Source organism: Aliihoeflea aestuarii, from assembly GCF_024105665.1.
Taxonomy (GTDB): domain Bacteria; phylum Pseudomonadota; class Alphaproteobacteria; order Rhizobiales; family Rhizobiaceae; genus Aliihoeflea; species Aliihoeflea aestuarii.
This window is the reverse complement of record NZ_JAAAMK010000007.1, coordinates 149,688-166,151: the sequence shown is the minus strand read 5'-3', so window position 1 is coordinate 166,151 and position 16,464 is coordinate 149,688. Positions and strand designations below refer to the sequence as shown.

The window sequence follows — 16,464 nt, the reverse complement described above, 5'->3', positions numbered from 1 at the left end:
AACTTTATTCCCTGCACGCCTTGCGATCGGCAGGCGTTCCATTGCTGGTGATCGTCGCGACGAAGGATCCTCTGACGATCCCGCCGGATCTGACGAAATTGAGCGACGCCCTCATCTGGAAAGGTCTGTCGGGGTACGACTTTTCCGCATACCGGATCGGGCTGGAGCAGATCGCGGAATTGTCACCGGGGGCGGACGTCCTGATGATGAACGATTCCGTGTTCGGGCCTTTCGGCGACATCGAAAGGCTCGTCGCCGCTACGCCCTGGAGGCTTGCCGGCTTCACGTCGTCGGCGGTGATCGAAAATCACATCCAGTCCTATGCGTTCATCATGAAATCGTTCGACGCGGAACTGCTTGAGAATTTAAGCCCCGTCTTGCTTCCTCACCATGCGTTCGATCGCGCAGCCGACGTCATCTTGTGCCAGGAAGTTCAACTCGCACGCATCGCGGCGCGCCATGTCACCGTCGGAAGTTTCTGGCACGGCGCTGCCCGGTCGGATCTCGACCCGATGCTGAACATGCCGCTCGAACTGATCGATGCCGGCATGCCGTTCCTGAAGAAATCGCTCTTCGGGAAGATGCGGTCGTTTCAGGACAGCGAAGTCATTCAGCGGAAATTGATCGAGCTTGGACATCCCCCACAATCCGCGCTTTGATTGTGAGGTTTGGAACAGTTCCGAAACATGGCCGGCAAAAATGTCGCCGCTACGCCGCCTTCGTTGAAACGAGGCGCTTTCTTTCAGGCTCGTCGGTGCCCATCATGTGCCGAGCCTCGGCCAGAAGCTCCGTCCCGATCGGATCGGGCTGCATTTTCAGGATACGAAGCGTTTCCCGGCAACCCTCGGAATCCAGAAAGAGCGGCGATTTTTTAAGAAACGGAAATCCCAGTTCCCGCACCGTCAGTTCCGGCAGTGCGTAGCTGATTCCGGTTCGGGCGATGGCATTCAAGATGAATCTGACGGCGTCACCGCGCCATTCGGCAGACGCCGGTTCATGGGCCAGAAAGGCAGCTTTTGCTACGCTGAGTTCCCGCTCCTGAGGAATGATCAGCGCACGGACGAGTTGCCCGAGACGCTCGTCCGACAAGCTTGCGACGTAGGAGCCGAGATCATCCATCGCCAGCGTGCAGCCATGACTATGTCCGCGACCGATCAGGAGTTGCGAAAGCCCGACCTCTCCGCGCCGGACCGTTTGAATTTTGTCGTTCGTAATCTGGAACCGGTCCCAGAAAGACCAGAATGCGCCATCGCGCAGGATTTTTTTCCCAAAGCTCAACGCGTAGGAACCATAATGAAATTGCGGCCGTCCGGTCTCATAGGACCATTCGAAGGACCGGAATTCTTCAGGGGCGAGAGGTGCGAGCCCAAGATTGGACGCAGCACCCGCAAAATCCACGCCCAACGCAGATACATCCTCGATCCAGTCCCGACTGCCCGCAAGCGGAAACCAGGTGGAATCGTTGACAAGGATCAGTTGATCGAGCGCATCGCGACAGCTTCGGATGCTGCGGACTCCATCCTGATACCCGCCGAAGTCATACCCGATATTGGGTCGTTCGATAATGCTCGTGCTGTGCGGTCGGAGCAGGTCGATATCGTTTGGAGACAAAGCCAGATTGGAGACGACGATTACCGAAAAGCCCTTTTCGGCCAAGTATGCCATCGACCGTATGTGGGAGGGCTGGACGGTCCATTTCGGATAGATCAGGTAGATCGCGACTTTGCTTCCCGGCTTCCTGTACCCCGGCATGGTCCTGATCTTGCGCCGGCCGTACAAGCGATGCCAAAGCGTCGTCGCGAACGGCTCGACATAGCGCTCCCGAACCCCTCGCCATCTCCAATATGCGTATCTGAAAACTCTCTTCATTTCATCGGCAGACGGTCTGAGCAAACGAATTGCGGACCGGAACCGTCTTTTCGGATCAGGATGAAATCAAGTAGCAAATAGTAGCTATTCTGGACTCGCACTGGACGAGTTCGCGACGCTTGCGCAAATGCGGGAAAGTGAAATGGTGGGTGATGTAGGGATCGAACCTACGACCCGCTGATTAAGAGTCAGCTGCTCTACCAACTGAGCTAATCACCCGGCCATCGAGGCGCCGGGGCGCTTCGAAGAAGCCGCGTCTATAGCCACTCATCTTTGGCCTGTCCAGCACCTGCGCCAAAGTTTTTCGTCTCCAACGAATGCCCTTTGGGCACCTTGTCGGAGCAAATCAGCACGTTCCCAGTGCGAACCGCTGCCAGCCTCAAGCTTCGTACAAGATCGCAGCGCTAATCTTGGCGACGATCTGATTTGGAGCATGACGTGACGCGGATTCTTTCGACGGCAATCGCCCTATCGATGATGGCAGGCGCTGGCCATGCCGCCGATATGCTGCAATCCCGCAGCGCGCCGGTCATTGCGCCGCCACCGGTGGCGATCGCACCGCAAGTCACGATCGTCGAGGAACTCGGCAGTCCGCCCCTCCCCTACAAGGGATTCGAATATCCGTTGGACGATGCGAGCTGGTTCTACCCGCCGCATCCGGCAGCCATTCTGCCCGCCGCACCCTATGCCTATGGCGGACGCCGCGTCGTTTCCGGTCCCGTCACAATGCCTACGCTGCCCTTCGCCCATGTCCAATGGTGTCAGACCCGCTACGCGTCCTATCGCGCGTCGGACAATTCATTCCTGCCGCCGCGTGGCCAGCGCCGGGTCTGCGTCTCACCCTACCAGTGAGGCTTTGTCCGAGCGTTTGCGGGCTGCTAAGCTGACGAACAGGTTGCGCCATCGGCAAGGAAGGTGATTGTGAACGATGACAATCTACGGGCGGAGCACCGCCAGCGCGCCTTAAAGGGCGCGTCCATCATCATTGACATCAACACATCCGAAATCGCCTGTACGGTGCGCAACATACACTCCAGAGGTGCGGAGCTTCGCATTCCGGCCGAAGTGCAAGTCCCGGACAATTTTCTTCTTTACATCCCGACCGACGCAAAGGGCTATCGCTCGGTGGTCCGCTGGCGTGCCGGAAACAGAATGGGCGTCGAATTCCTTGCGGAAGAACCAAAGCCGCACTGGCATTACGGATAGTTCGGTCCAGATCGACCGCTCAGCAAAAAGGCCGCCCTGGGGCGGCCTTTTCTATGAGCTTCGGAAGCAAGCTTAGTTCTTCGCCTTGTCGACCAGCTTGTTCTTGGCGATCCACGGCATCATGCCGCGCAGCTTTTCGCCGACCTCTTCGATCTGGTGCGCGTCGTTGCGGCGGCGGATACCCTTGAAGCGCGCCATGCCGGAACGATATTCCTGCATCCACTCGGAGGTGAACTTGCCGGTCTGGATATCGTCCAGCACGCGCTTCATTTCCTTCTTCGTCTCGGCAGTGATGATGCGCGGGCCCGAAACATATTCGCCCCACTCGGCGGTGTTCGAGATCGAGTAGTTCATGTTGGCGATGCCGCCTTCATAGATCAGGTCGACGATCAGCTTCACTTCGTGCAGGCACTCGAAATAGGCCATTTCGGGCGCATAGCCGGCTTCCACCAGCGTCTCGAAACCGGCGCGGATGAGCTCGACGATACCACCGCACAAAACCACCTGCTCGCCGAACAGATCGGTCTCGCACTCTTCCTTGAAGTTGGTCTCGATGATGCCCGAACGGCCGCCGCCGACGCCGCAGGCATAGGAGAGGCCGAGGTCGAGCGCATTGCCCGACGCGTCCTGATGAACTGCGACGAGGCATGGCACGCCGCCGCCCTTCTGGTATTCGCCGCGAACCGTATGGCCCGGCCCTTTCGGCGCGACCATGAGCACGTCGACGGTCGACTTCGGCTCGATCAGGCCGAAATGCACGTTGAGGCCGTGCGCAAACGCGATCGCCGCACCGTCGCGGATGTTCGGCGCAATCTCGTCGCGGTAGATGTCGGCCTGCAACTCGTCGGGCGTTGCCATCATCATCAAATCCGCCCACTTGGCGGCCTCGGCGACGGTCATGACCTTGAGGCCGTCGGCCTCGACCTTCTTGGCGGTCGCCGAACCGGCCTTCAGGCCGATGGCGATATCCTTGGCCCCCGAATCCTTGAGGTTGAGCGCATGCGCCCGCCCCTGAGAACCGTAGCCGATGATGGCGACCTTCTTGCCCTTGATGAGATTGAGATCGGCGTCGCGATCGTAATAAACGCGCATGGTTTTGTCCTTCCCTAGTGTGGTTTGTGCTCCGCCGTCACGGACGGCGCATCCGATGCCCCGTAAAGGGCGAAGAACTGCTGCGTCGCGCGCGCGGCATCCCGCGCGATCTCCGCGTCAGTCGTTTCCATCCGGTCGCCGAGCAGCAACCGGATCTGAACGTCACGGCCCAAAAGGCCGAAAAAGGTGCGAAACGTCGTTTCCGTGTCGTCGAAGTCGAGCAGGCCGTTCGCCCGCCCCGCCTCCAGCAGCGGCTTCACACGCTCGCCGATGGCGAAGCGGCCGTTTTCCAGCACGATACGCCCCAGATTGCTCTTGCCGGAACCCGCATGGCTGACCCCGACGCGGTTGAGCGCGATCGAGTTTCGACTGGTGATGACGGTGAGCCAGTTGACCGCGAAGGCTTCGAGGCTTTCGCGCAGTTGCGACGCATCGAGATGCTGCGCGTCGAAATTGCCCGCCCGAACGCGCGATGCCTGCCAGCGAACTGTTGCCGCAAGCAGCCCGTCACGATCGCCGAACCACTTGTAGAGCGTTTCCTTGGAGCAATTCGCCTTACGGGCGACGGCGGCGGTCGTCAGTGCGTCTCCGCCGGAGACGAGCAAGTCGAGAACGGCGTCGAGAACGTCTATCTGACGCTGTGTCCAATCCGGTTCGCCTGCCGTTTCCATGCCCGATTGCCATCCGCTTAAGTACCGTACGGTACGGTTCTGATAATGAGTTCACCTGCTCCTGTCAATCGGGTGACGAGCTATGGCCACATTCGCGACATAACAACTCACGGTTGTAAAAAGAGACGCATCAGGATGCAGCATTCGATCCGCCTTGCCGCCGCGAGCGCCCTTCTCGTCACCGCAACAGTCGCGCATTCGCCGTCCAGCGCACAGTCACTGTCCACCGAGCGCGAGTTCTGGAATGGTGAAGCGTTGCATGAGGACTATGTCGCGCAGTTCGGCCGGGACACTCGCGAATGCTATTCCGACTACGTGATGCGCGACGGACCGGAAGGCCCCGACCAGCAGGAAATCCCCGCAGAACGATGGATCCGCGCCGTGATCGCACTCGATGCATCCGGCTCGATGGCCGGACGGGTCGGCGGGGGCCGCAAGATGGATGCGGCCAAGAACGCAGTCTCGCGCTTTCTGGATGGTGTGCCGGAGGATGCCGAGATTGGCATCCTTGCTTTCGGTCATACCGGAAATAATCAGAATAGCGGCAGGCAGGAATCCTGCCGTGGCGTGGAGATGGTCCACGAGACGGCGACGCTGGATCGCAAAGCATTGAGGTCGGCGCTCGACGCGTCCGACGCGACCGGGAGGAACACCCCTCGCCGCGGCCATCCCGGCGGCGGGTGAAGCGCTTGTGCCCGCTGCAAGCGAAGGGGAGCAGGTGGTTTTCGTGGTTTCGGACGGGCTGGAAACCTGTGGCGGCGATCCGTCGAGGCCGCTCGCTTGCTGCGCGGATCCGACATCAATGCGGTCGTCAACATCATCGGCTTCGACGTGTCGGAACGGGATCGGCGCGCCCTTGAGGACGTAGCATCGGCCGGTGGCGGCATGTTCGCGGCCGCATCGAACGCCGCCCAACTACGCGAGCGGCTCAGAATCGAACTGGGAAACCAGTTAAGACAGACCCAGTTCGAGCTCGGCACGATGACCGTCAGGAATATGAACAGGATTCAATCCGATACGGCCAAGAACCAGGCGTCGGCATGTGTCAGACGTGCCGGCAGCAACGAAAACATCAATTTCACGACGATTTCCAACAGCCTCCTTCGCAGGGGCCTGACCGACAATGAAGCGGTCGCTTTTGTCCGCGAAAGGCTTGTCGAGCGCCAGACGGAGCTTGACGCCTTCATTGCCACGGTCGATGCCGATCTCGAAGGCGCCGAAGACACCATGAACGACTAGATCAGATCACCAATTGCGTTCCGATTTCCACGACGCGCCCGCTCGGGATCTGGAAATAGGCCGTGGCATCGGACGCATTGCGCGCAAGCGCGATGTAGAGCCGGTCCTGCCATTTCGGCATCGCCGACTGGCTGGACGCCTTGAGCGTGCGGCGGGACAGAAAGAACGACGTGGTCATGATATCGAACTGCCAGCCGGGGATCTGACAGCGCGCCAGTCCTTTCGGCACGTTGGGCCGCTCGGCATAGCCGAAATACAGCACGACGCGCACGAACAGATCGTTGATCGATTCGACCTTGATCCGCTCCTCCCGGCTCACGCGCGGCGTTTCCACCGTCGCGACCGTCAGGATGATGTTGCGCTCGTGAAGCACCTTGTAGTGCTTGAGACTGTGCATCAGCGCTGTCGGTGCGCTTTCGGGATCGCTGGTCAGGAACACAGCCGTTCCCGACACAATGGTGGGACGGTTTTTGGCAAGATTGTTCGTCAGGACATCCAGCGGAACCTCGCTCTTGCGGGTCTTGCGAAAAAGCAGGGCGCTGCCGCGCCGCCACGTCATCATGACGACCATCGCCGCGAGCGCGACACCGACGGACACCCAGCCGCCTTCCAGAAACTTGAGCGAATTGGCTGCAAGGAAGACCAGGTCCAGCAGAAGAAACGGCACGACCAGAGCCACGACAGCGACAAGCGGCCACTTCCATGATTTGCGCAGCACGACCATGAGCAGCAGCGCCGTCACCACCATCTCACCGGTAACCGAAATGCCGTAAGCCCCCGCCAGCGCGCTTGACGAGCCGAATTCGAGAACCAGAATCACGACGCCGATCAGAAGAAGCCCGTTGATTTGCGGCATGAAAATCTGGCCGGACTGTGTGTCCGACGTGTGAAAAATGGCGAACCGGGGAAGAATGCCGAGTTGGATCGCCTGACTCGCCAGCGAAAACGTACCGGTGATGACGGCCTGGCTTGCGATGATCGTTGCAACGGTAGCCAGAACGACCAGCGGCAGTACACCCCACTCGGGCACCATCTGGAACAAGGGCTGCTCCGCCACCTCGTCATGGGTAAGTATGAAGGCCCCCTGCCCGAAATAATTGAGCAACAGTGCCGGGAAGACGAGCCCGAACCAGGCGAGAACGATCGGCTTGCGCCCAAAATGGCCAAGATCGGCGTAGATCGCCTCGGCACCCGTCACAGCCAGAAAAGCTGCGCCGATCACCGCGAAAGCAACTGCTGAGTGGCTGAAAAGGAACCCGACCGCGTAGGAAGGATTGAGCGCGGCCAGCACTTGAGGCGCAGCGATGATATGCCAAAGCCCCAATCCGCCCAGCACCAGAAACCAGCACGCCGTGATCGGACCGAAGACGCTGGCGACCGATGCCGTTCCGCGCTTTTGAACGATGAACAGCGCGACGAGAATCACAACCGTGATCGGAATAACGTAGGGCGCGAATGTCGGCGTCGCGACTTCCAGACCCTCCACCGCGGACAGGACGGATATCGCAGGCGTAATCAGCGCATCACCTAGAAAAAGACCCGCCCCGATCATGCCGAGCAGCATCACGCCGGGCGAAAACCGGCCGGCATTCTGCCGGGCGAGCGCCATCAGCGAAAGCGTGCCGCCCTCGCCGTTATTGTCCGCCCGCAGCACGATCAGCACATATTTGATCGTGACGATAAGCGTCAACGACCAGACGATGATCGACAGAACGCCCATCACTTCGACATCGGTCGAACGTTCCGGACTTGCAGTGGCGCGCATAGCCTCACGCAGGGCATAGATCGGGCTTGTTCCGATATCGCCGTAAACGACACCTATCGCGGCCAGCGCCAGCGCACCGGTGCCCTGCCGCTTTCTGAGCGGCGATGTCTGAGGAGACGTTTCGACCGACGCCTGCATGCCGGGTCCTTTCTCGAAGGACGGCGGCTATATGTCCGCTGCCCGCAAGCACAATCGCGGATTTTTCGTGAACCGCATAGGTCGATGCGCGTCGCGGCGTTATCCTTTGCAGGAACGCAGGAACCGGCGCACCGTTTCGGCCATCCCGTATTCCAGAGCGTCGGCCGTCAGCCCATGTCCGATCGAAACTTCCGCAATTGCCGGTATACGCCCCACCAATGGCTTGAGATTGGCAACTGTGAGGTCGTGACCGGCATTCACATCAAGACCGAGCGCGATAGCAGCCTCGGCGGTTTTCGCCAGTCTTTCCAGTTCCTTGGCGGCTTGCCCGGAATCTTGATGTGAAGCACCGTAAGGCCCGGTGTAAAGCTCGACACGGTCGGCGCCCGTTGCCCGCGCGGCGTCAAGGCCGGCCGGATCGGGATCGGCGAACAGCGACACGCGCATGCCCGATGCCTTCAGCCGCTTGACGATCGGCGTCAGGAATTCCGCGTGTTCGACGAAATTCCAGCCATGGTCGGATGTCGGCTGCGACGGGTCGTCAGGCACCAGCGTCACCTGCTCCGGCGCGTTCTCTTCGACCAGATCGAGAAACTGCGAATTGGGATAGCCCTCGATATTGAACTCCGCCTTTGGAAATTCGTCGTCGATCAGTGCCCGCAACTCGGGCAAATCGGAAAAGCGCGTATGGCGCTGGTCGGGACGCGGATGCACCGTCAGGCCATGCGCGCCCGACGCCAGTGCGATGCGACCGAGATCCACCACGCTCGGCCACGGCAGATCGCGCCGGTTGCGCAGCATGGCGACGGCATTCAAATTGACCGAAAGTTGTGTCGCCACGCGTGTGCCCTCCTTGGTTCTCCACCCGTTCTAATGGCCCTTTTGCGGAACGAACAGGCCCCGAAACGTGTTCAACCCGATGAGATTTTTGGTCCAGCAATCGGAGTCCTGATGCAATCCCTCGACCGCGTGCCCGCCATTCGCCGCATTGAAACCGACCGCACAGACGTCTTTGCTATCGAAATCATCGGCTATGTGACGGGCGCGGACGTGGAAAATCTCTACGGGCTGATGGAAGGTGCCTATGCCCTGCACGACAAGCTCGACGTGGTTGTACGCCTGAAAAATTACGAAGGCATCGAATGGGATAACGTCTCCGGTGAGACGACGGATGAAGGCCGGCTCCATGCCGTCCAGCATGTGCGGCGCTGCGCCGCTATTGGCGATCCTGACTGGACCGGGCGCGTCGCGGGCTTCTTCGAACCCGAACTTCCCGTCGAGCTCAGGCATTTCGACATCAAGGACGAAGCCGACGCCTGGGAATGGATCGGCGCACGGGAAATCCCGCAGAAAATCTGACCGCCTACCGCACGATGGTCAGATTTTCGGCCGCGCGCGTAATCGCCGTATAGAGCCAGCGCTGCCTTGTATCCTTGAAGGCATAGCTTTCGTCGAAGAGGACGACCTTGTCCCATTGCGAGCCCTGCGCCTTATGGACGGTCAACGCATAGCCGAAATCGAAATCGTCGAAGCGCTTCTTCTGCTGCCAGGGAATATCGGCGTCCGGATCGTCGAAGGCAGCTTTGAGCAGCTTGATCTTCGCCACGCCGCGATCGGGATCGTCTTCCTCCGGAGAGACGAGCAGATTGATGCCGGGCTTCACCGTCTCACGCGATGACGTCATCACCTTCCAGAGCGAGCCGTTGAGAAGCCCTTTCGCCGGATCGTTGCGAAGGCAAACCAGCTTGTCGCCGGCTTGCGGATAGGACGCCTCGAAGCCCTTCAACTGCCGCAGGCGCTGGTTGTAGCGTCGGCGCGTGCGGTTGGTGCCTACCAGAACCTGGTCGGCTTCCAGCACGAGGTCCTGATTGACCTCGTCGCGGCCGATCACCTGCGCGCGGCCGTAGTCGCCATTGACGAATTCGCGCCCCTCGCGCACGTCCATCGCCAGCCGGATGATCGGATTGTCCTGCGCCTGCCGGTGAATTTCGGTCAGGAGGTAGTCGGGCTCATGCTCGGTGAAGAACCCGCCGCCCGAAATCGGCGGAAGCTGCGCGGGATCGCCCAGAACGAGAATGGGCGTGCCGAACGTCATCAAATCCCCGCCGAGCGCCTCGTCGACCATTGAGCATTCGTCGATCACGACGAGCTTCGCCTTCGCGATCGGGCTTTGCCGGTTCAGCGAGAATGTCGGGTTGATCGAGGTCTTGCCCGTCGTCTCGTCCGCGACCGCTTCCTCGCCGCGCGGCCGGTAGATCAGCGAGTGGATCGTGCGTGCGTTCAATGCACCTTTCGAACGAAGCACCTGTGCCGCTTTGCCCGTAAATGCAGCGAACTGAACCTGCCCGTCGACATGATCGGCAAAATGGCGCGCCAGCGTCGTCTTGCCGGTGCCCGCATAGCCGAACAGGCGAAAGACCTGCGGTCGCCCGCTCTTGAGCCATTTGGCGACAGCCTGAAGCGCTTCGTCCTGCTGGGGAGAAAAATTCATGCGGTTCCTTCGCAGGATTCGTCGTTGAGATGCAACGCCGAAAAACAGTCGCTTAATTAGAACGCATCAGGAACATCGATCAAGTGAATTCCACATTCACCACAACATCGGCACCACCGACGCCGCGAGCAGCACGCCCATGGTGACGTTGAACCACTTCAGCCGCACGGGATCGGCAAGAAAACCGCGCAAGGCCGTTCCGAACCCGGCCCATGTCGAAACACTCGGGAAGTTCACCAGCGCAAAGGCTGCGGCGACGAAGAAGACCGAGAGATAAGGCGCGTCAGGCCGCGTGAACAGCGCCATGCCCGTCACAGCCATGATCCATGCCTTTGGATTGACCCATTGGAAGGCGGCGGCTTCCATGAAGGTCATGGGCCGGGCTTTGGCGCCCTTTTCGGACGACAGCGATCGTGCTGTCGCGATCTTCCAGGCCAGCCAAAGCAGGTAGAGCCCGCCGACGATCTTCAGCACGATATGCAATTGCGGAAAGGTCGTGAACAGCGCGCCAAGTCCGAAGCCGACGCCCATAAGAAGCGTGAAGAAGCCGGCACCGATACCGCACATATGCGGGATCGTACGGCGGAATCCGAAATTCACGCCGGACGCCAGAAGCATGAAATTGTTCGGGCCGGGCGTGATCGACGACACGAAGGCGAAGACGATGATGGCAAATAACGTTTCAGGCGACATTGGAGTCTCAAGAAAAAGAGAAAAGCGATCGGCTCTCAGTCGGAGTTCGCTACACCCAGATCGTCGAGACCGACCCGCGCGTTTCGGCAAGCTTCGCCGTTCGGGCTCAAGTTACATGCACGCCGGAAATGACGGGCCGCCTGCTCGCCGTCCTGCGCGACGCCTTCGCCGCTTTGATACGACCTGCCATGCATCGTGCACCCCCAGGGATCATCACCTTCACAGGCGACCTTGAAGCTGCGGTAGAGGCAGGCTTCGACCGTTCCACGCTCCAGATCGGCGAAAGGGTCGCCCCGATGATCGCCGTTACGGATGCCCGCGCCGCGATTGGTGCAGCCCGCGGCAAAACCGTTCGCGCAGGAACGAGCGAAAAGCTGCTGGTGATACGGTGACCCGTCCTCTCCGCCGCGCCGCTGAATAACGCGCGCCAGACTGAAGCAGGCGCCGCCCGCCGCGCTTTGCGTGCAGCGCTCGTAGCAGGACATCGTCGCCTCCTCGCATACCGCGTCGGACAGGCTCTCGTCCGGCACGATGAAGCGCCACAATGAGCGCTGCGTGGCATGGATGTCGGCCGGGCACTGGGCATACTGCCCGACGAAGGTCGCATCGGCGTCCATCGTCTCATAGACTTGCTCCAGTCGCTCTTCGAGCGTCCCCGCCTCGTCCGTCTGGGCGAGCGCGGATCCTGCGGCAAATGCCAGTGCGGCGCAAAGGACGAGGCGGCGCAGCACCGTCCTACATGCCTTCGGGGCCGCGGTTCATCGCCGCGACGCCGGTTCGGCAGATCTCGACGAGGCCGAGCGGCTGCATGATGGAGATAAACTGATCCACCTTGTTGCTCTTGCCCGTCATCTCGAAAATGAAATGCTCGGTCGTCGCGTCCGAAACCTTGGCGTTGAACGCCTCGGCAAGGCGCAACGCCTCGACCCGGTCATTGCCCGTTCCGGCGACCTTGACCAGCGCCAGTTCGCGCTCGAGCGGACGCTCATGTCCGCGCTCGGCGGCGATCACGCTGAGGTCGTTGACACGGTGGACCGGCACGATGCGTTCGAGCTGGTGCTTGATCTGCTGGAGGACGTGCGGCGTGCCGCGCGTCACGATCGTGATGCGCGACAAATGCCGTTCATGCTCGGTCTCCGACACCGTCAGGCTGTCGATATTGTAGCCGCGTCCTGAAAACAGGCCGATCACGCGGGCGAGCACGCCCGGTTCGTTGTCGACGAGCACGGAAAGTGTGTGGGTGACGGGCTGTTCGGTTTCCTTGGCGATGAAATAGGCGGAACCGGTCGGTTGAAGATGGGCGTTCATTGTCTGAATCTCTTTGTCAGGAAATCTGGTCAATCGGCTGGTTTGACACGTCTTCTGTCAAACCAGCGCTCGTCCCTTCGCATCGATTGCGTTCGCCACGGCCTCGTCGGTCGCCTCGTCGGGCAGGAGCATCTCGTTATGCGCCTTGCCGGAGGGGATCATCGGGAAGCAATTGGCGAGATTCGCGACCCGGCAATCGAAGATCACCGGTTTCTTCACATCGATCATCTCCTGGATCGCATCGTCGAGCTGGCCCGGCTTTTCGCAGCGAATGCCGTGTGCGCCGAAAGCCTGCGCCATCAGGACGAAATCCGGCATCGCCTCGGTATAGGAGTGCGACAGGCGGTTGCCGTGGAGAAGCTGCTGCCACTGGCGTACCATGCCCATATACTGATTGTTCAGGATAAAGATCTTGATCGGCGCTTCATACTGCACCGCCGCCGACATTTCCTGCATCGTCATCTGCACCGAAGCGTCACCCGCGATGTCGATCACGAGCGCGTCGGGATGCGCGATCTGGACACCCAGAGCGGCCGGCAGACCATAACCCATCGTACCGAGACCGCCCGACGTCATCCAGCGATTGGGCTGCTCGAACCCGAAATGCTGGGCAGCCCACATCTGGTGCTGGCCGACCTCGGTCGTGATGTAGGTTTCGCGGCCCTTCGTCAGTTCGTAGAGCCGCTGGATCGCATATTGGGGCATGATGACATCGTCGTTCGGCCGGTAGGCGAGCGACTCGCGCGCGCGCCATTTCTCGATCTGCTCCCACCACGGCGACAGGCGCGCCTTGTCCGCACGCGCCGTCGCGCGCCACAGCCGCACCATATCTTCCATCACGCGGCCGACATCGCCGATGATGGGCACGTCGGCAGGCACGTTCTTGTTGATCGAGGATGGGTCGATATCGATGTGGATTTTCTTCGAATTCGGCGAGAACGCGTCGAGCCGCCCGGTGATGCGGTCGTCGAAGCGCGCGCCGATGCACAGCATCACGTCGCAATCGTGCATGGTCATGTTGGCTTCGTAGGTGCCATGCATGCCCAGCATGCCGAGCCAGTTCTTGCCCGATGCCGGATAGGCGCCGAGCCCCATCAATGTGGACGTGATGGGGAAATTGGTCAGTTCGACGAGTTCGCGCAGCAGATGGCTCGCTTCCGCTCCCGAATTGATCACCCCGCCGCCTGAATAGATGACGGGGCGCTTGGCGTTTGCCATCATCTCGACGGCGGCCTTGATCGCCTCCATGTCACCTTGAACATTGGGGTGATAGCTCGTGCGCGGTGCCGTCTGGGGCGGCGTGTAGACGCCTTTTGCGAACTGGACGTCCTTCGGGATATCGACCACGACGGGACCGGGACGGCCGGTAGTGGCGACGTGAAACGCCTCGTGCAGGATTGCCGAAAGCTTGTTGACGTCCTTAACCAGCCAGTTGTGCTTGGTGCAGGGGCGCGTGATGCCGACGGTGTCGCATTCCTGGAACGCATCGGAGCCGATCAGCGGCGTCGGAACCTGCCCGCTGATGCACACCAGGGGAATGGAATCCATCAGTGCGTCCTGAAGCGGGGTGACGGCATTCGTCGCGCCCGGCCCGGAGGTGACCAGCATCACGCCCGCCTTGCCGGTCGAGCGCGCATAGCCTTCGGCTGCATGCCCCGCCCCTTGTTCGTGTCGCACAAGGATGTGTTGGATATCTTCCTGCTGGAAAAGTTCGTCGTAGATCGGAAGGACGGCGCCGCCCGGATAGCCGAAGAGATGCTCGACCCCGTTGTCGCGCAGCGCCTGGACGACCATCTCCGCTCCGGTCATTTCCCGTCGTCCGCTATCGTGCCTGGCGCTGTTCATCGTTCTGGTCCGTCATCTGATGTTTTGGCTTCTGAAAACAAAAAAGGCCCCCTTGTGGGAGCCTGCATCGCGCATGGGGTGCTTTCGCCCGGCGGTTACACCGCCTTGCCCACGCGCCTTCCTACTACGAGAATGAGTGCTGCATTGATCATGGCGCGCACATTAGGCGCAGCACGAAACGACTGTCAATGCCTTGCGCAACGCAATTTCATTGCGCCCTGGCCCTCGATTAACCCGCGATGAACCATCCACCCCAACCCGTACTTAACCCGAAGGGGCTAATATGTGCCGGCAATCGGGGAATGCGCGCAATGTATGTGGAACGAACGGGGCCGCAAGGCGACACGATCAGTCAGGAGCGTCGAGATGCGCTTCAGCCCCAGTCGCGCGTTCTCGGCCGCGTCGTCCAGTGCGACGGCGCACGAGCCACGATTGCCGCGATTGCGGACGGAACCCAGTCGGAAACGGATGGACTTTGGGCCGTCGGGCGCATGATCTCGATCAATCTGGGCGTCGCCCGCACCGTCGGCCTCGTTTACGAGATCGAGACGCCGCATGCCGAGTGGAACGAGAGCGCCGACAATGCACTCATCGTGCGCGTCGAACTTGTCGGCGAAGTCCGTGACGCGGCGGGCAAGCCGACCTTCGATCGCGGTATCACGCTCTACCCGCATGTCGGCGCCATCGCGCACCGCATCCGCTCGCGCGATCTGGAGGCGGTTTATGATCTGGCGGGCCGCGCGGCCGTCTCGATCGGGCGGCTTTCGCAGGACGAGCAGATTTTCGCCCGCATCGCGATGGATACGACGCTCAGCCGCCATTTCGCGGTATTGGGAACGACAGGCGTCGGCAAGTCGAGCGCGGTGGCGCTCGTATTGCGCAAGGCGATCGAGGCTAATCCCAATCTGCGCGTTCTGATCCTCGATCCGCATAACGAATTCCATTCCGCCTTCCCCCATCAATCGATCCGCATCGATCCCAATTCGCTCGACCTGCCCTTCTGGGTCTTTCGCCTTGAAGAACTGAGCGAGGTGCTTTTCCGGGGTCGCGAACCGGTTGCCGAGGAAATCGACCTCCTGCGGGACCTCATTCCACTCGCCAAGAACCGCTACAATCGCCCGTCCGGCGCCGCGGGCCTTCTTCGGCGCGGTGCCGATACCATGTCGGTCACCGCCGACACGCCCGTTCCCTACCGCATGGTCGATCTCATCAAGCTCATCGACGAGCGCACGGGCATGCTGGAATCCAAGGCCGACCGGCCTTACTGCCGCGCGCTGAGGGCGCGGATCGAATCCGCCCTTGCCGATCCGCGGTATCGCTTCATGTTCGCGTCCCGCTTGATCGAGGATACGATCCACGAGGCGATCGGCAAGATTTTCCGCATCCCTCATCACGGCAAGACGATCACCTGCTTCGAACTGGCCGGCCTTCCCTCCGAAGTGGTCAATTCGGTCTGTTCGGTCCTCGCGCGGCTCGCCTTCGATCTGGCCGCCGGCTCGCAGGGCAAGCTCAAGCTTCTCGTCCTGTGCGAGGAAGCGCATCGCTACATGCCCGCCGACCATCGGCTGGGCTTCGCGCCCACCCGCCACGCGCTGTCGCGGATCGCCAAGGAGGGGCGTAAATACGGAGCCTATCTCGGCGTGGTCACGCAGCGTCCCGGCGAGCTCGATCCGACCGTGCTTTCACAATGCTCGACGATTTTCGCCATGCGGCTCGCCAACGAGCGCGATCAGGAGATCATCCGCTCGGCGATCGCCGACTCCTCGGCTTCCACCCTCGCCTTCCTGTCCTCGATGGGCCAGCGCGAGGCGATCGCGTTCGGCGAAGGCGTCGCAACCACGATGCGCATGAAATTCGAGACGCTGAAACCGGACGAATTGCCCGGCCGCGCGTTGGATGCGGCAGATTTCGATGCCGGTGCGGACGAAATAGACCTGCATGCGCTGGTCAAGGGATTGCGCGGGGATACGCCCGTTCTGGTGCCCGATGATGTCGATCCGGTAGGATTCGATCCGTTCGAGCGCCTGGCCGCCGCCCTCGACGCACCGCCGCCCGCCCTGGCCCGGTCCGGCCCGCTATCCGCCACGCGTCGCTATCCGAAAGACGATTCCCTGCGGCGTCTTTACGAGGATTGAATGGCCTTAGCG

General features: G+C 61.0%; 17 protein-coding genes and 1 tRNA gene. 7 read left to right on the top strand and 11 right to left on the bottom strand.

The window, feature by feature from the left end:
- The first annotated feature begins 47 nt into the window (after positions 1–47).
- Positions 48–659 (top strand): rhamnan synthesis F family protein, encoded by a 612-nt coding sequence (locus GTW25_RS14900; protein WP_504928254.1) that lies wholly within the window; start codon positions 48–50, stop codon positions 657–659.
- A 49-nt stretch (positions 660–708) separates the two neighbouring features.
- Here the strand turns inward: GTW25_RS14900 and GTW25_RS14895 are convergent, their stop codons facing one another.
- Positions 709–1,752, bottom strand: a complete 1,044-nt coding sequence (locus GTW25_RS14895; protein WP_252913020.1) for a rhamnan synthesis F family protein — start codon at positions 1,750–1,752, stop codon at positions 709–711.
- A gap of 260 nt (positions 1,753–2,012) precedes the next feature.
- Positions 2,013–2,088: transfer RNA gene (locus tag GTW25_RS14890), tRNA-Lys, on the bottom strand.
- A 219-nt stretch (positions 2,089–2,307) separates the two neighbouring features.
- Between GTW25_RS14890 and GTW25_RS14885 the strand changes: the two genes are divergently transcribed.
- Positions 2,308–2,721, top strand: a complete 414-nt coding sequence (locus tag GTW25_RS14885; RefSeq protein WP_252913019.1) for a BA14K family protein — start codon at positions 2,308–2,310, stop codon at positions 2,719–2,721.
- 69 nt (positions 2,722–2,790) lie between these two features.
- Entirely contained in the window at positions 2,791–3,075 is a 285-nt protein-coding gene (locus GTW25_RS14880) for a PilZ domain-containing protein (protein WP_252913017.1), read from the top strand.
- Between the two features lie 72 nt (positions 3,076–3,147).
- On the opposite strand, the gene ilvC is transcribed toward GTW25_RS14880, so the two are convergent.
- Positions 3,148–4,167 (bottom strand): ketol-acid reductoisomerase, encoded by a 1,020-nt coding sequence (ilvC, locus tag GTW25_RS14875; protein ID WP_252913015.1) that lies wholly within the window; start codon positions 4,165–4,167, stop codon positions 3,148–3,150.
- Positions 4,168–4,181: 14 nt separating this feature from the next.
- Positions 4,182–4,838 (bottom strand): TetR/AcrR family transcriptional regulator C-terminal domain-containing protein, encoded by a 657-nt coding sequence (locus GTW25_RS14870; RefSeq protein ID WP_252913014.1) that lies wholly within the window; start codon positions 4,836–4,838, stop codon positions 4,182–4,184.
- Between the two features lie 135 nt (positions 4,839–4,973).
- On the opposite strand from GTW25_RS14870, the gene GTW25_RS14865 reads away from it, so the two are divergent.
- Positions 4,974–5,522 (top strand): VWA domain-containing protein, encoded by a 549-nt coding sequence (locus GTW25_RS14865; protein WP_252913012.1) that lies wholly within the window; start codon positions 4,974–4,976, stop codon positions 5,520–5,522.
- A 96-nt stretch (positions 5,523–5,618) separates the two neighbouring features.
- Positions 5,619–6,077 carry a hypothetical protein gene (locus tag GTW25_RS14860; RefSeq protein ID WP_252913011.1) on the top strand — a complete coding sequence of 153 codons (459 nt, stop codon included), beginning with the start codon at positions 5,619–5,621 and terminating at the stop codon, positions 6,075–6,077.
- A gap of 1 nt (position 6,078) precedes the next feature.
- Here the strand turns inward: GTW25_RS14860 and GTW25_RS14855 are convergent, their stop codons facing one another.
- Both GTW25_RS14855 and GTW25_RS14850 read right to left on the bottom strand, forming a co-directional pair.
- Positions 6,079–7,980, bottom strand: coding sequence for a potassium transporter Kup (locus tag GTW25_RS14855; RefSeq protein WP_252913010.1), 1,902 nt, complete (start codon positions 7,978–7,980; stop codon positions 6,079–6,081).
- A gap of 99 nt (positions 7,981–8,079) precedes the next feature.
- Positions 8,080–8,820 carry a pyridoxine 5'-phosphate synthase gene (locus GTW25_RS14850; RefSeq protein ID WP_252913008.1) on the bottom strand — a complete coding sequence of 247 codons (741 nt, stop codon included), beginning with the start codon at positions 8,818–8,820 and terminating at the stop codon, positions 8,080–8,082.
- Between the two features lie 111 nt (positions 8,821–8,931).
- Between GTW25_RS14850 and GTW25_RS14845 the strand changes: the two genes are divergently transcribed.
- On the top strand, positions 8,932–9,339 hold the full coding sequence (locus tag GTW25_RS14845; protein WP_252913006.1) for a SpoIIAA family protein: 408 nt from the start codon (positions 8,932–8,934) through the stop codon (positions 9,337–9,339).
- Positions 9,340–9,343: 4 nt separating this feature from the next.
- Here GTW25_RS14845 and GTW25_RS14840 read toward each other — a convergent pair whose 3' ends face one another.
- From GTW25_RS14840 to GTW25_RS14820, 5 genes are all read right to left on the bottom strand, one after another.
- Positions 9,344–10,471, bottom strand: a complete 1,128-nt coding sequence (locus GTW25_RS14840; RefSeq protein ID WP_252913004.1) for an ATP-dependent DNA helicase — start codon at positions 10,469–10,471, stop codon at positions 9,344–9,346.
- 96 nt (positions 10,472–10,567) lie between these two features.
- A complete protein-coding gene (locus GTW25_RS14835; RefSeq protein WP_252913002.1) occupies positions 10,568–11,164 on the bottom strand; it encodes a LysE family translocator in 597 nt (198 codons plus the stop codon).
- Between the two features lie 35 nt (positions 11,165–11,199).
- Positions 11,200–11,895 (bottom strand): SEL1-like repeat protein, encoded by a 696-nt coding sequence (locus GTW25_RS14830; RefSeq protein ID WP_252913001.1) that lies wholly within the window; start codon positions 11,893–11,895, stop codon positions 11,200–11,202.
- A gap of 4 nt (positions 11,896–11,899) precedes the next feature.
- Entirely contained in the window at positions 11,900–12,472 is a 573-nt protein-coding gene (gene ilvN, locus GTW25_RS14825) for an acetolactate synthase small subunit (protein WP_252913000.1), read from the bottom strand.
- 57 nt (positions 12,473–12,529) lie between these two features.
- The gene (locus GTW25_RS14820) at positions 12,530–14,317 is read right to left on the bottom strand and encodes an acetolactate synthase 3 large subunit (RefSeq protein WP_290128053.1); all 1,788 of its coding nucleotides are present in this window, start codon (positions 14,315–14,317) and stop codon (positions 12,530–12,532) included.
- A 311-nt stretch (positions 14,318–14,628) separates the two neighbouring features.
- Here GTW25_RS14820 and GTW25_RS14815 point away from each other — a divergent pair, with 311 nt between their 5' ends.
- Positions 14,629–16,452 carry an ATP-binding protein gene (locus GTW25_RS14815; RefSeq protein WP_252912997.1) on the top strand — a complete coding sequence of 608 codons (1,824 nt, stop codon included), beginning with the start codon at positions 14,629–14,631 and terminating at the stop codon, positions 16,450–16,452.
- Positions 16,453–16,464: the final 12 nt, after the last annotated feature.

What these genes read in the sequence shown, in the direction of transcription:
- ilvC (WP_252913015.1), bottom strand. Translation starts at nt 4,167, where the DNA reads ATGCGCGTTTATTACGATCGCGACGCCGATCTCAATCTCATCAAGGGC.
- GTW25_RS14845 (WP_252913006.1), top strand. Translation starts at nt 8,932, where the DNA reads ATGCAATCCCTCGACCGCGTGCCCGCCATTCGCCGCATTGAAACCGAC.
- GTW25_RS14840 (WP_252913004.1), bottom strand. Translation starts at nt 10,471, where the DNA reads ATGAATTTTTCTCCCCAGCAGGACGAAGCGCTTCAGGCTGTCGCCAAA.
- GTW25_RS14870 (WP_252913014.1), bottom strand. Translation starts at nt 4,838, where the DNA reads ATGGAAACGGCAGGCGAACCGGATTGGACACAGCGTCAGATAGACGTT.
- GTW25_RS14865 (WP_252913012.1), top strand. Translation starts at nt 4,974, where the DNA reads ATGCAGCATTCGATCCGCCTTGCCGCCGCGAGCGCCCTTCTCGTCACC.
- GTW25_RS14855 (WP_252913010.1), bottom strand. Translation starts at nt 7,980, where the DNA reads ATGCAGGCGTCGGTCGAAACGTCTCCTCAGACATCGCCGCTCAGAAAG.
- ilvN (WP_252913000.1), bottom strand. Translation starts at nt 12,472, where the DNA reads ATGAACGCCCATCTTCAACCGACCGGTTCCGCCTATTTCATCGCCAAG.
- GTW25_RS14895 (WP_252913020.1), bottom strand. Translation starts at nt 1,752, where the DNA reads ATGCCGGGGTACAGGAAGCCGGGAAGCAAAGTCGCGATCTACCTGATC.
- GTW25_RS14815 (WP_252912997.1), top strand. Translation starts at nt 14,629, where the DNA reads ATGTATGTGGAACGAACGGGGCCGCAAGGCGACACGATCAGTCAGGAG.
- GTW25_RS14835 (WP_252913002.1), bottom strand. Translation starts at nt 11,164, where the DNA reads ATGTCGCCTGAAACGTTATTTGCCATCATCGTCTTCGCCTTCGTGTCG.
- GTW25_RS14820 (WP_290128053.1), bottom strand. Translation starts at nt 14,317, where the DNA reads ATGAACAGCGCCAGGCACGATAGCGGACGACGGGAAATGACCGGAGCG.